The sequence below is a fragment of the Cytobacillus oceanisediminis genome, assembly GCF_007830235.1.
GTDB lineage: Bacteria > Bacillota > Bacilli > Bacillales > Cytobacillaceae > Cytobacillus > Cytobacillus oceanisediminis.
This window is the reverse complement of the sequence record NZ_VLKI01000001.1, coordinates 718,252-731,536: the sequence shown is the minus strand read 5'-3', so window position 1 is coordinate 731,536 and position 13,285 is coordinate 718,252. Positions and strand designations below refer to the sequence as shown.

At 41.0% G+C, this 13,285-nt stretch carries 12 protein-coding genes; 10 read left to right on the top strand and 2 right to left on the bottom strand.

What is annotated here, in order from left to right; all coding sequences use genetic code 11:
- The first annotated feature begins 17 nt into the window (after nt 1–17).
- The 6 genes from IQ19_RS03585 (at nt 18) to IQ19_RS03560 (ending at nt 4,920) form a co-directional block, all read left to right on the top strand.
- Nucleotides 18–887 carry a triphosphoribosyl-dephospho-CoA synthase gene (locus tag IQ19_RS03585; RefSeq protein ID WP_144539883.1) on the top strand — a complete coding sequence of 290 codons (870 nt, stop codon included), beginning with the start codon at nt 18–20 and terminating at the stop codon, nt 885–887.
- A 266-nt stretch (nt 888–1,153) separates the two neighbouring features.
- Nucleotides 1,154–1,465 carry a malonate decarboxylase subunit delta gene (locus IQ19_RS03580; RefSeq protein ID WP_144539881.1) on the top strand — a complete coding sequence of 104 codons (312 nt, stop codon included), beginning with the start codon at nt 1,154–1,156 and terminating at the stop codon, nt 1,463–1,465.
- Nucleotides 1,443–3,137, top strand: a complete 1,695-nt coding sequence (locus IQ19_RS03575) for a biotin-independent malonate decarboxylase subunit beta (RefSeq protein ID WP_144539879.1) — start codon at nt 1,443–1,445, stop codon at nt 3,135–3,137. Before IQ19_RS03580 ends, IQ19_RS03575 begins: the two co-directional genes overlap by 23 nt.
- On the top strand, nt 3,128–3,736 hold the full coding sequence (locus IQ19_RS03570; RefSeq protein WP_144539877.1) for a malonate decarboxylase holo-ACP synthase: 609 nt from the start codon (nt 3,128–3,130) through the stop codon (nt 3,734–3,736). The genes IQ19_RS03575 and IQ19_RS03570 overlap by 10 nt, the downstream gene beginning before the upstream one ends.
- Nucleotides 3,737–4,015: 279 nt before the next feature.
- Nucleotides 4,016–4,429 carry an Rrf2 family transcriptional regulator gene (locus IQ19_RS03565; RefSeq protein ID WP_144539875.1) on the top strand — a complete coding sequence of 138 codons (414 nt, stop codon included), beginning with the start codon at nt 4,016–4,018 and terminating at the stop codon, nt 4,427–4,429.
- 155 nt (nt 4,430–4,584) lie between these two features.
- A complete protein-coding gene (locus IQ19_RS03560; RefSeq protein WP_144539873.1) occupies nt 4,585–4,920 on the top strand; it encodes an IDEAL domain-containing protein in 336 nt (111 codons plus the stop codon).
- A 130-nt stretch (nt 4,921–5,050) separates the two neighbouring features.
- On the opposite strand, the gene IQ19_RS03555 is transcribed toward IQ19_RS03560, so the two are convergent.
- Nucleotides 5,051–5,827 (bottom strand): manganese catalase family protein, encoded by a 777-nt coding sequence (locus IQ19_RS03555; RefSeq protein ID WP_144539871.1) that lies wholly within the window; start codon nt 5,825–5,827, stop codon nt 5,051–5,053.
- A 187-nt stretch (nt 5,828–6,014) separates the two neighbouring features.
- Here IQ19_RS03555 and IQ19_RS03550 point away from each other — a divergent pair, with 187 nt between their 5' ends.
- Nucleotides 6,015–6,524: a ferritin gene (locus IQ19_RS03550; RefSeq protein ID WP_144539869.1), complete on the top strand. Its 510-nt coding sequence runs from the start codon at nt 6,015–6,017 to the stop codon at nt 6,522–6,524.
- A 378-nt stretch (nt 6,525–6,902) separates the two neighbouring features.
- Here IQ19_RS03550 and IQ19_RS03545 read toward each other — a convergent pair whose 3' ends face one another.
- Nucleotides 6,903–8,945: a molybdopterin-containing oxidoreductase family protein gene (locus IQ19_RS03545; RefSeq protein ID WP_144539867.1), complete on the bottom strand. Its 2,043-nt coding sequence runs from the start codon at nt 8,943–8,945 to the stop codon at nt 6,903–6,905.
- A 282-nt stretch (nt 8,946–9,227) separates the two neighbouring features.
- On the opposite strand from IQ19_RS03545, the gene IQ19_RS03540 reads away from it, so the two are divergent.
- From IQ19_RS03540 to IQ19_RS03530, 3 genes are all read left to right on the top strand, one after another.
- Nucleotides 9,228–9,908, top strand: a complete 681-nt coding sequence (locus IQ19_RS03540; RefSeq protein WP_144539865.1) for a response regulator — start codon at nt 9,228–9,230, stop codon at nt 9,906–9,908.
- A gap of 235 nt (nt 9,909–10,143) precedes the next feature.
- Complete coding sequence (locus tag IQ19_RS03535; protein ID WP_144539863.1) at nt 10,144–11,649, top strand: AcpB/EbpR/MafR family transcriptional regulator; 1,506 nt, start codon at nt 10,144–10,146, stop codon at nt 11,647–11,649.
- Between the two features lie 574 nt (nt 11,650–12,223).
- Nucleotides 12,224–13,285 (top strand): SDR family oxidoreductase, encoded by a 1,062-nt coding sequence (locus tag IQ19_RS03530; RefSeq protein WP_144539861.1) that lies wholly within the window; start codon nt 12,224–12,226, stop codon nt 13,283–13,285.

The following is a 13,285-nucleotide window of genomic DNA, read 5'->3' as shown; positions in this document are numbered from 1 at the left end:
AGACGGAAGTGATAAAAATGAAAGACTTGCAAGCTTATAGCTTTAAACTTGGAAAACTAGCAGTACAATCCCTTATAGAAGAGGCCGAGCTAGCGCCAAAACCAGGTCTAGTTGATAAGAATAGCTCTGGGTCACATACAGATATGTCCCTAAAAACGATGATTAAGTCTGCTAAAGCACTTGAAACTACATTTAGAGAAATAGCAGAAATCAGCTTTAACCAGATCCCTTCACAAGAGCTCCGGGAAGAGATAGCAGTCATTGGGCGGCGGGGGGAACAGGCTATGTTTAAGGCCACAGGCGGCGTAAATACTCATAAAGGAGCTATTTGGGCTTTAGGCCTGCTTGTTTCCAGTGCTGCGATGGACTTAGGGAAAAGCGCAATTGAAGAGGTAGCAGTTCATGCAGGAAGGCTGGCTCTTTTTACTGATCGTAATCTGCCTGCTGTTAAAACAAATGGCAGCTGTGTTAAAGCAAGATTTGGAGTAGATGGAGCCAAGGGTGAGGCGGAGCAAGGTTTTCCTCACGTAAGGCATTATGGGCTGCCAATTCTTTACGAATCAAGAAAAAGATGTATGAATGAGAATCTATGCAGGCTAAACGTACTCATTGCTCTTATGGCAGAACTAAATGACACATGTATCTTGCATAGAGGTGGGGCAGAAGCTTTGGAAAGTACAAAGGAGCATGCAAAGGTAATTTTAAAAGCTGGAGGAGTTTCTACGTCCAGAGGCTGGCAGTTATTAGAACAATTGGATCAATCATTATGCCGCCAAAAGGTATCACCTGGAGGAAGTGCGGATTTGCTTGCTGCCACTATTTTTATGGACTATTTAGACCAGAATGCTAAAAGCGAGTTTAAGAGACATGAAGCTTTATTAATTTAAGGGCTGTGTTAAAGCTAAATGTTAATTTAGCATCGTGTTGATTGGAGCGGAAGGAGCGATATCATCGAAAATGCATTTGCATTTTCTTCGTGGGGTGTTTATTCGTGGATGCCTATTCAATGTCCTGCGGGAGAAGCGTACCCTGAGGAGATCCTGCAGGCGTGGAACGCCGAGGAGCGTCGGAAGCCTGCGGTTCGCTGAGTGCCTGCAGCAGAAATCAACACTCAAATTTAACAGAGCCAATTTAATAGAAGGGGAACTGCCATATGGAAAAATTAAGCTTTCGGTTCCCTGCAACTCAAACGCTGGAGTCAAATGCTCATGTTGGAGTTGTAGGGTCAGGTGACCTGGAGATTTTAATGGAACCGTCCGAGCAAGGATATGCAGATGTGACTGTCCGGACAGGCACAACAGGATTTAATCAAATATGGAAAACAGTATTAGAACGGTTCTTTAGTAATAATGATGTCTCAGCAATTATTAAAATCAATGATTTTGGGGCAACTCCCGGTGTTGTATCATTAAGGCTTTCACAAGCATTGGAGGTGGGCAGAAATGCTGGATACGCTAAAAAATAGCTTTGTTGAATGCACAGGAAGGGAGCGTGCCCGTGTTTTGCTTGACAAGGGTACTTTCAGGGAACTTTTAGGACCATTTGAGGGACTTGAGTCTCCGCATTTGGAGCCGCAAGGCATTGTCCCTCAAAGTGATGATGGAGTCGTGATTGGCAAGGGAGAGTTAAATGGCAATCCAGCCGTAGTCATTTCCATTGAAGGCAGTTTTCAGGGAGGCGGAATAGGAGAAGTCTCCGGTGCGAAGATTGCAGGGGCTTTAGAGATGGCATTTGAAAAAAATAAATCTGGCAATATAATATATCCCATTTTTATTTTTGATACTGGGGGAGTCAGACTGCAGGAAGCCAATTATGGCCTCTTATCAATTGCTGAAATGAGTGCAGCCATCGTGGCGTTAAGGGAGTATGTTCCTGTTATTGGGGTAATCCCAGGGAAAATTGGAGCTTTTGGCGGGATGTCAATTAACGCAGGTTTGTGCAGTACTCTAATCATCACGAGGGAAGGCCGGCTTGGATTAAATGGACCGGAAGTAATCGAGCAGGAAGCCGGGATAATGGAATTTGATTCAACGGATCGCAAGCGTATTTGGAATACTATAGGAGGCAGACAGAGAGTGGCTGCTGGTTTCGCCGATATAGAGGTTGAGGATGATATCAGCTCTTTTAGAGAGGCCATTTTGTCTGCAATCCAGCAGGGAGCGGTGGAAAGACCGAGAAGCTCACAGGTTGAGAGGTACCTATCTTTTATAGGCTCTGTAAATACATCAGAAGTGCTGACCCCTCAGAAAGTTCAGGATTTATGGGCAGAATCAAATCGATATAATTCAGATGAATCCAGCAAAGTTACTGATAGTAGTGTTATTAAAATAAAAAGCAGGGGACATAGATGGTTTAACCTTTTGACAGCCGGCAGCAAAAATATCGGAGTTGCTCCTTCGGTCTTATGTTCTGATGCAATAATCGGCGGCAAGCCTGTTCGTTTCCTTGCTGTTGTCCCTGATGAATCAAGCCGGTTTCCAAGAGCACGTTCAGGGGAATTTGGTCTTGAGCAGGGTTGGATGATTGCCAAGCATATCCGTGACGCTATTGAAGATGACAGAATCAATGAAGAAAAACGTGCAATTATAGCCATTGTTGATGTTCCTAGCCAGGCTTATGGGTACCGTGAAGAGCTTTTAGGAATCCATCAGGCATGTGCGGCAGCGGTTGATGCTTATGCATCAGCAAGATTAGCTGGACATCCGGTAATTGCATTTATTCCTGGAAAGGCAATTTCGGGTGCGTTTTTATCACATGGAATGCAGGCTAGCCGATTAATCGCCTTGGATGATGACGGTGTCAATGTACATGTAATGTCCAAGCAATCTGCAGCAAGAATAACTCAAAGAACCATTGAGGAACTAGAAGAAGCCACGAAAAAAGTACCGTCTATGGCCTATGATGTCCGTTCCTTTGAAAAATTGGGTGCACTTCATGAACTTATTTCGGGTATTAAGGCCGATGAGCCTGCTGGTGCTGACCGGGATGTCATTTATAAGAGTTTAATAACAGCGGTAGAAGATATTCAAAATAGTCCACGTGATTTGAGCAGAAGGCTTACTTCGAATTTTGCGAAAGAAGGGGGCCGGTCAGCATCGATCATAGTTAGAAGGAAGCTGGCGGAGCAATGGTATTAGACCCGCATGACTTAGTGGAGATTGATACAGAAAATCTTATCAGCCATTCTCCAATCCCGGCCTGGGCGATGGAATCGTTGAGTATTGCACCCTACGTTGTTGTCCGCAGAGCACATGCGCCCAGTGGACAGATAGCGATAGGGATTAGGGGGAAGTCCAGGGGTGAAAGATTTGGTGCATTTTTACCTGAGCATGCTGTAATTCGTCAAATCAAGCCCGAGCATTTGACTGGCAGGCATCTCTTGAAATATAAGCAATCACCTGTGTTTGAATCACTTGAAATAGCAGGGGAAATACTGAATAGGTACCAGTTTGTGTGGGGACCTGGGGGAAGTGCCGGTTTTGAACTTGCCAGCGGAGTTGAAACTGTTACAGCAAAAAGCGATCTGGATCTCATTGTACGGGCCATTGATCCACTTCCAATAAATACAGCCATCCTAATACTAAGTGATTTACAGACGTGCCCGGCTAGAGCAGATGTACAGGTTGAGACACCTAAGGGTGCATTTTCATTAGCGGAATATGCAAGAAATACATTTCCAATCCTATTAAAAACTCAAAATGGTCCACTTTTAATTGAGAATCCTTGGATGAAATAACTTGGGTACCTCAATTTTGCCTTGTGAAATCTAATTAGTGAATTAGATCTCCTTCATATTAAAATTTGAAAGCTGCCGTTTTGGCAGCTTTCGTTCTGAAATTATCCACTTTCATTTCTTGAAGCACCCAGACGCCTCGCACAAAATTCTTCTTTATACTACCGGGCATAGGAGCTGCCCATTGCTACCTGGTTTTTCTATGGGGTGTTATAGTTGACATATCATTCTGTAACGTTTATTATTACAGTAAGTCAATTGCTTATAATTTAGGAGGCGGACATGAACAGTGAATTCACACTTGCCATTCATAGTTTAACCCTGCTTGCGCTGCAGCCGGATCGGATGTCAACAAGCGATGCTATAGCCGAGAGTGCAGGTGTTCACCCCGTTCGCATTCGCAAAGTGCTAAGTTTGTTAAAAAAGCATGGGTTTATCAAGTCAAAAGAAGGTAATGGCGGCGGGTTTATTTTTGCTTTAGATTTAGAAAAAGTTAATCTTTGGGATCTTTATAAAACCACTTCTGAAGGTACACTCCAGCCGAAATGTCCGGAATCCAATGAACAGTGCATTGTGGGAGCAAATATGCAAAGAGTTCTATTTGCCATTTTCTTAGGTGCTGAAGAACATATGGGAGAGTATTTAAAGGACTACACCATAAAGGAAGTTATCGACCTTATCAATCAGGAACAATAAAGCGGTAATGGGGTATCCATACCGCATGATTTTTTTGTTTAAATGTAATTAAAAAAGTTACAGTTAACCTATCGGGTGTAAATTAATTAATTTGGGGTATGGCTTATAATACAGTTTAAATTAATCGACTAAAATAATATAAGAAGGTGAAACACATGTTGGCTAATAATAATTCCATATTAAAAGTAGGGGATTGGATTAAGGGAAAGTCACAAAAAGGTGAATTGATTCTAGGTTATATTGAAACCCTGGATATATTGAAAGGGATCGTAAGGGTAACCGTAGTGACAAGTGATAATCAAGAAACGATTGGCAAAACTATTCAAATGTTAAGCAGGAGGGTTAAGCCATTACCTGAATCTAATGTGGCGAACAAGGAACAAATCCATTTTCTAATAGACTTGGCGCTTTCAACAGGGGATGAAGAATGGTTCATTGAGCTTTCTTCCAAATTAAATTCAATGAAGGAGCTTGTAAAGGGAGTATCATAGATATAAAGATTCCCGTGATAAAGATGAAAAATTATAGGTGAAGTGCTGGAGAATTTTCATTAATTAAAATGAGGATAATAAACAGGGAAAAGCCCTTCTGAAAACAGATTCAGAGGGGACTTTTTCCTGTTTATTTTTTGCTGAAAATGGGACCTTCAAATACTTCAGCGTTTTTGGCAAACTTAAATTCAGTCATAGCTTGTCCGCCGGAGGAGAGGTTCGGATAAAAATTCACATGGTTTCCAGTGTGTTCAGCTTTTTTATTTTCCATTCCTTTTGCACGCTCGATTGCTTCTTCGAAAAGGGCTGCGTGAGCTGCTTCCCGATCGATCAGGAATTGGAACATTTCTCTTGCACCAGGGTCTGCTACGTGGCGATACAGCTCTTCATATACCTTTTTTGCGCGTAGCTCGGCTGCCAAGTCTGATTGAAGGTTGGCAACGAGGTCACCGACATTATTAATAAAATTTCCTGTAAATGGAGTGCCGGAAGAATCCACAAAATCAAGGCCATGGCCGTCCAGGATCGTGCTTTTTTGTACTGTTGAATTTTGATGGATCATACTATTGACATATCCTTTAGCGTCTGACAGCAGGTTTCCTTCGCCAGCCATTTTACGTTCGTCACTGCCGAGTCCATTCATCATCTGTTCTTTGTCTGGTCCGCCCATGAGCTGCGTAATACAGGAACCTACCATTTCAAGATGGGAAATTTCTTCAGTTGAGATATCCATCAATAGATCTCTGATTGCAGGGTCAGGAGTGCTGAAGCTCTGTGCAAAATACTGCAAACAAGCCTTTAATTCACCATTTGCCCCACCAAATTGCTCAAGCACTGCAGCCGCATAAGCAGGATTGGGTTCTTTCACTTCAACGGGAAACAATAGCTCTTTTTTGTGGATATACATAATCAGCCTCCAAACATAATTGATTTACATCATTTACATTCCCATTTGATTTTTGGATAAACTTTATTTTTGAAAATTCATACAATACAAGTGAATAAATTTAACATTTTTTTATGAACAAGATTCATTATTTTCCTTTCTTTATACAATAAACTATGGTTTTTTAATGTAAGAGGAGTGAAAATTAATGAATGAGGAACTTCAAAAATTATTGAACAATTTAATTCAAATTGAACACGTTTCATCAACATTATATCTAGCAATGTCTGCATATATGGGTAAAGAGAATCTGACAGGGATGGCTAAGTGGCTGCGTTTGCAATCAGAAGAGGAAAGAACGCATATGCTTATGTTGATTGATTATGTTGTGGATAAAAATGGAACAGTAGTGATCCATAGTATTCCCGCTCAGCCGAGTGACTTTGGAACTCCGCTGGAAACATTTCAGAAAGTGTTGGCTCACGAACAATTCGTAACAAATTCATATCGTCAAGCTTATAACTTCGTCAGTCAGGTTGACCCTCAGGCTGGGGTTATTATACAAGATTTTTTAAGAGAGCAAATAGATGAGGAAGCACAAAGTCAAACGATTGTCAGTCGTCTCAAACTTGCTGAAAATAATCCCTCTGCCCTTTTGCTTGTGGATCAGGAACTTGGACAAAGACAGAATGAGGCAGGTGGCCCGGCTGCTGGGTAAAAATAAGGATACGGATTATTGAGTAGGCGATTCCTTTTATTACAAAAAAAGAATATTTTATTATGTTTAATTTTTGAAACAGCTAATAATACAACAAATCCCCTGCAAATATGCCGGGGATTTCTTTTTTATCATAAAATCGTAAAAGTGAAGACAGGTTAGGTATAAATTGTTTGATTAAACTATATTTAAAGACCATCAGACCTTTATCTTAATAATAAGAGAGTTTATCTATCATATAATAAAATTTATCCCTATTATATCTATTTTTTCACCAAGACAGGGAGTATTCCCTGTCTCTAAATTGTCTACTTTCCTGACATTTTAGTTCAGTCAGGGGAGAGATCGCTATCATTCAAACACTCAGTCCTGTTCAAATTATTGTATTTTTTCCACATTTACCCGTCCAGAAAAAAACACAGCACCGCCGCCCATATCAGACAAACGGTCCGGAGTCAGCGAGTTGACAAGCTGATTAGTGCCAGAAGCATCTGCCCATAGGCCTTGTGTAACAAGGACGCCAGGGAGGACGAGTTTGCCAACCGCCGCTTTAAGTTCGCATTCTCCACGCTCATTCCACACACGTACCATTTCTCCATCAATGATTCCTGCTGCATCAGCATCCTTCTTATTTATATGCAGGCGCGGCTCTTTTTCAAGCTTCACATGCCTTTCATTATTGGAAAAAGTAGAGTTTAAGAAATTATGGTTCGGCGCCGGTACAAACAGGAAAGGAAAGACGCCTTCTTCCTCCAATGGGATATAGGTTGGCAGAGGAGGGTAGCCCGCATCCATCATTCTCTGAGAATATAATTCTATTTTTCCGCTTGGTGTCGGCAGTTTCCCAGGGAAGAGCGGCTTCACGTTAGCTTTGATATATTGATTTTTTACAAGAGATTCATAGTTAATTTCCCTAGTAAACGGATTGCTAGGGAAATCGAGTGCTTTCTCTATCATTTCAGCTTCAGCTTCCTGAAAAGCTGGTTCATCAAAGCCCATTCTTTCTGCAAGCAGGCGAAATACCTCCACATTCGATTTGGACTCCCCATAAGCTTCCATAACTGGCTGCTGGATTTGCATGTAATGGTGCCAATAGGATGAATAAAGATCTGTATTTTCATAGGAAGAGGCAGCTGGCAAAACAATATCAGCGTATTTAGCGGTTTCGGTTAAAAATAAATCATGGACAACGAGAAACAAGTCTTCCCGCTGAAGCCCTTTTCGTACCTTATTGCCCTCAGGCGCAACAACTGCCGGGTTGGTACCATATACAAACATGGACTTGATGGGCATTTCCAGTTCAAGAAGGGCATGGCCAAGCTGATTCATATTAATGATTCGTGTATTCTTATTTTCCAGGAGGTCAGGGCGCTGTAACTCTGTTGTATTAAGAGCCAGGTAACCTGAATTCCCTTTAATGGCACCCCCGCCTTGAACAACCCACTGCCCAGTAAGGGCAGGGAGGCAGGAAATAGTGCGGATGCACATTCCGCCATTATCATGGTGCTGCGGGCCGTTTCCGATCCGGATAAAAGAAGGGGACGTCTTTCCATACATGCGAGCAAGTGTGTAAATATCCTCAACAGGCACTCCAGTAATACCCGAAACGGTTACCGGATCATATGGGACGACATGCTCACGAAGATCTTCATGGCCAACCGTGTACTCCTGTAAAAAGTGTTCATCCACCATGTTTTCCGAAAACAAAATATGCATGATCCCCAGTGCAAGAGCGGTATCTGTACCAGGCGTAATCGGAATAAACCAATCTGCCATTTTACCGGTCTGGTTTTTGTGTACATCAATAACAACGATTTTTGCACCATTTTTTCTTGCTTTTTGTGCGAGTACGACCTGATGCATGTTAGTGCTAACCGCATTGATGCCCCAGAAAATAATAAGCTTGGAATGAATGGTGTCTTCAGGGTCAATGCCAAAGCTTCCGCCCATAGTATAGCTGTACCCGACCGTGCCGGCAGATTGGCAGATCGTCCTATCCAAACGTGAAGCACCTAGTTTATGAAAGAAACGGCGGTCCATTCCTTCTGCATTAAGCCGTCCCATGTTACCATAGAAGCTATATGGCAGGATGCTTTCCGGTCCCTCTTTTTTAATCAGATCGTTCCACCGTGAGGTAATGGTGTCAATGGCTTCCGCCCAGCTGATCCGCTTAAAACGGCCTTCCCCCTTTTCGCCAATCCGCTTTAAAGGATATCGCAGACGCTTTTCATCGTATAACCGTGCAGGCATGTTCCGTACCTTATTGCAGATATTGCCTTTTGTAACCGGGTGGTTGGGGTCACCTTCAATCTTCACGATTTTTCCGTCTCTTTTATGAACAAGAAGCCCGCACTGATCAGGACAATCCAGTGAGCATACGGAAGGGAATACACCGTTAAAAGAATCGCTGTAAGAGCTCATATCAAAACTCCTTTACTGAACTTATTAAACTGATAATATCACAAAAATCAATTAATTAAGTTTAAGATAAAGAATTCTACCACATCATACCAGTAAATTTCTATAATGAAACAGAATAGCTCACTTTTGAAACAATGAGGCGAAATAATTTTTGTAGAATAGGATTTAACCAAGAATAAGTAAAAATGATGATCAAAAGGGCATAGGTTATTTGAAAAGCCCACTTATCTATATGGAGATTCAAAAGGTGTTATGAATACAATTGAGTAGGAGACAAACCATATGACTACTAAAATTGCTATTATAGACGACCATAAGCTATTTAGAGAGGGAGTAAAACGGATCATTGAGCTGGAAGCAGACTTTGAAGTTGTAGCTGAAGGGGATCATGGGCGGGATGCGCTTTCTATAGAAAAGACATATCAGCCTGATATTTTCATTATGGATATTGATATGCCATACATGAATGGGATTAAAGCAACGAGTAAACTGATTGAGAAAAAATCAAATAGCAAAGTCATTATCCTATCCATCCATGATGATGAAAACTATGTGAAACGTATGCTCCAACTGGGTGCTAAGGGTTATCTGCTAAAAGATATGGGCGCAAAGACACTAATCGAAGCAATTGAAGTTGTTGCGAACGGTGGATGTTATTTGGATCCAAAGGTTACACAAAATATAATAGAAGAATATCGGAAACTGGCCTCATTAAACCTAAGCAGCGCTGCATCAACCGGTCAATCTGTCGAGCGTCCCCTGCATCTTTTAACTCGCCGGGAATGTGAAGTGCTTCAACTGCTTGCAGATGGAAATAGCAATATTGGCATCAGCAAAGCGCTTTTCATAAGTGATAAAACGGTTAAAAACCACGTCAGCAGCATTTTGAGGAAAATTAGAGTAAACGACCGAACGCAAGCAGTCCTTATGGCAATCAAAAGGGGCTGGGTCAGAATAGGTTAATAAGTGTTGCCGGTCATTTATAGTAAATAGGATTATACGTAACTTTTTATAGAGGCATGTTCTCAGGAGCATGTCTTTTTTGTGGAGTGATAGAAATTTGCCGGAAAACAGAAGCTGTTCCAAATTGAATTAGATAAAAATCTTTTATGGGTATGGGAATACTAAGAACTGAGAAAATAAAGCAGAAGAATCTTTAAGTAGGGCTTCGTAATACAAAGAACGAATAGGTGATAAAATGAATCGGTTTTATAAGCGATACTCAGACTTGATCTTTCATATGCTCAGTGAAAATAAGTGGAGCAGTTTAGCTCAATTAGCAGAAAAAACAGGGTTTTCAAAAAGCACTATTTGGCGTGATTTAGAATTTTTGGAGACGATCTTGCCTAATGAATGGAAGCTTGAAAAACATGAGTCCCTTGGAGTTCGATTAATAAAACCCGAAAGTGGGACTCTTGAAAGTATATTGGGGCAAATTCGAGAAAAGAATTCTTATTTCCATACATTAAAGCTTATTCTCTTAAATGATGGAGTGGACATTTCGCAAATATCCCGAGAGGTTCATATTAGCCGTTCCACTGCATATCGCCACATCGAAAAACTGCAGGATGTCGTACAGGAAGCTGGTTTAACTTTGACTGCGAGCCCTTTTAAACTAGTTGGAGATGAAAAAAATATTAGGCGATTTATTATGCAGTATTTAGATTTTATGACCTTTAAACTGGACGCCGTTAAAGTTTCTCTCAATTTTACAGAATTTCAAACTACGTTACTTCAGCTGCTTTCAGGATATTCTATGTCATTGCGCACAGGGTCTTTGCAGCGCCTCAAGATGATCATGTATATTTCAAATTTGCGTGCTTCTATGGGGTATTTTGTGTCATTTCCTAAATCTGTTTTAGCTACCTATCAAGAAAGTAAATTTTTTCTTATCACTAAAGACTTGGTGCATTTTATGGTTAAATGCCCATCCCGCGAACTCCAGCTTCAAGAAATACTCTTTTTTGCTATTTATCTCATGAGTGAGGAAAGGCCGATTAATAGGTCACAGCATCTCCGCTACCTCCGGGGCAGGAAGATAGGTGAAAGAGAGCACCCATTCTCTCTTTTCTTGGACAACCTTTCAGACTATGTTGGCTTTAATCTAACGGAGGATGATATTTTTTTATTTCATATTTATCAAACATTAAAGAGAATTTCACTTGAAAATGAATTTCAAACAGAAACGATTAGGAATTCGATGCTGCAATACCTGCCATATTACGAAACGAATCCGATCTTCCAGACAATTGAGGAGTTTGCAGTTAAAGCTTTTTCGAAAGTTCCTCTTATAATAAAAAAACTAGATGTTCTGGAGATGTTTACACTCCTTCAGGCTGCTATTTTACGAAAAAAAAATCAGCATACCATACAAGCTGCTTTGGTATGCCGTACTTATCATGAAAAAGATTATATAAAGGAAGTTTTGAAATTTCATCATGGAAATCAGCTGGCCATTTCAACACTGGATGCCTCAAGCATAGAATTGATATCTAAATATGAGGAGTTTGATTTGGTCATTTCTACAGATTTCAACGATTCTTCCCAACTGATTGAGCACATCCCAACCATTATAATTTCCACTTTTCCGACGCCATCAGAAATAACGGAAATCAAACGGTTTATTCATGAGCATTTCTTTGGCCAACTGCGTCTCGATCAAAATATGATCTATCCATTTGGGAAGAAAGAATTTCCTTATTAAAAGGAAAGACACCTGGAATAGCCAGGCCACTGAAAAAGTCCTTAAAGGATAGCCTTTGTTAAATTAGCCGGTTGATATCCACTCCAGGATGCTCGCTTTCCGCGGGGCGTGCGGTTAGCCTCCTCGGCGCTTTAGCGCCTCCGGGGTCTCACCTGTCCCGCTGCTCCCGCAGGAGTCTCGCACCTTCCGCTCCAATCAACCTAGTGCTACTTAACTAATAACTTTTAACCTAGCCTTATTTGAACAGGCAGACATTGTATGAGATCAAAACAGTTCTTGGCACAAAGAATCTCTCTGTTAAAAGAGGATCAGCAATTTGCGATATTTGCGTCTGTCCGACTGCACTCATAAGCAACGTTAAGTGATTTATTGACAGATCGGTATGCGGTAAAAGCAGGTCAATGATTTCTTCGAAAGAGGTTTTTGCACTCTCATCCAATGTTTCCATTATCCAAGAATAAATGTTTCCAGAATGCGGCCTAATGGGTAGTGAAAGGTATTTCCATTGCTTTTAGCTGTATTTCCCGCTAAAGTTTTTAAATAGATGATTGATAGGAAAGGTTGCGATTACTCTTTGAAAATATTTATTACAGGAGCAAACGGATTTTTAGGAAAAAAGCTTTCCCTAAGGCTTTTGGAACAGGGACACGAACTATATTTATTAGTCAGGAAAAGAACCCGATTGGATTCTTTTATGAATAAAGAAGGGAAGGGATACTCCGGGCAGATCCATATTGTAGAAGGAGATGTGACAAGGCAGAACCTCGGTTTAAACGCCGAGCTTTTGGAATCATTAACAGGAAAAATCGATGCGATTTATCATAGTGCTGCACTGTTATCTTTTGATGAAAATGATCGGGATAAGACTTATAAGGTGAATGTTGACGGTACGGAAAACGTCATGAATTTTGCTTTAAAGGTTGGAAGTCCAAGAGTATTGTATATTAGCACTGCCTATACGGTTGGGGAAGAGAATGCAGGGTCAGAAACACTTTATTCTGCAGACAGAAGTTTTGTAAATCCGTATGAAGCTTCAAAATGCGAGGCTGAGCATTTGGTTTACGGGTACAGAGAAAAGATGGAAGTGGTAATCCTCCGCCCAGCCATTATTATCGGCGATTCAAAGACAGGGGAGGCCGACACTAATTTCGGCCTGTATGGATTTTTAAAAGGGATTAAGATTTTAAAAAAGCGAGTGGAACGGAAAAAGGATAACCAAAACTACAGAATATTTTTAGATCCGGATGTTGCCCAAAATTTTGTGCCAGTCGATTATGTTATTAATGTGCTGGATGCAGCCTTGTTCCATAGCGAGAATGGAGACATTTTTAACATCACAAACCCTAACCCGCCGCTGCAGTCAGAGATTTTGTCGATTGTAAAAGAAGTGCTAGACTTTCCGGAATTGAAGATGCATTTACTCTCTTCAAACGGGGAGATGACAAATGAGGAAAAAGCTTTTCATGATTCAATGAGCATTTTTAATAGCTATTTTCAGCGGACGATTGATTTTCCGACAGAGCATACAGAAAAAATGCTCACAGCTGCCGGAGTGCCAATGCTTGAAATGGATAGAGAAATGTTAAAGAGGATTATAGAAACGTTTTTAATGAATCAGGCGAGGGTTCCTTTATAA

What these genes read in the sequence shown, in the direction of transcription:
- IQ19_RS03580 (WP_144539881.1), top strand. Translation starts at nt 1,154, where the DNA reads ATGGAAAAATTAAGCTTTCGGTTCCCTGCAACTCAAACGCTGGAGTCA.
- IQ19_RS03585 (WP_144539883.1), top strand. Translation starts at nt 18, where the DNA reads ATGAAAGACTTGCAAGCTTATAGCTTTAAACTTGGAAAACTAGCAGTA.
- IQ19_RS03570 (WP_144539877.1), top strand. Translation starts at nt 3,128, where the DNA reads ATGGTATTAGACCCGCATGACTTAGTGGAGATTGATACAGAAAATCTT.
- IQ19_RS03535 (WP_144539863.1), top strand. Translation starts at nt 10,144, where the DNA reads ATGAATCGGTTTTATAAGCGATACTCAGACTTGATCTTTCATATGCTC.
- IQ19_RS03565 (WP_144539875.1), top strand. Translation starts at nt 4,016, where the DNA reads ATGAACAGTGAATTCACACTTGCCATTCATAGTTTAACCCTGCTTGCG.
- IQ19_RS03540 (WP_144539865.1), top strand. Translation starts at nt 9,228, where the DNA reads ATGACTACTAAAATTGCTATTATAGACGACCATAAGCTATTTAGAGAG.
- IQ19_RS03575 (WP_144539879.1), top strand. Translation starts at nt 1,443, where the DNA reads ATGCTGGATACGCTAAAAAATAGCTTTGTTGAATGCACAGGAAGGGAG.
- IQ19_RS03555 (WP_144539871.1), bottom strand. Translation starts at nt 5,827, where the DNA reads ATGTATATCCACAAAAAAGAGCTATTGTTTCCCGTTGAAGTGAAAGAA.
- IQ19_RS03560 (WP_144539873.1), top strand. Translation starts at nt 4,585, where the DNA reads ATGTTGGCTAATAATAATTCCATATTAAAAGTAGGGGATTGGATTAAG.
- IQ19_RS03550 (WP_144539869.1), top strand. Translation starts at nt 6,015, where the DNA reads ATGAATGAGGAACTTCAAAAATTATTGAACAATTTAATTCAAATTGAA.
- IQ19_RS03545 (WP_144539867.1), bottom strand. Translation starts at nt 8,945, where the DNA reads ATGAGCTCTTACAGCGATTCTTTTAACGGTGTATTCCCTTCCGTATGC.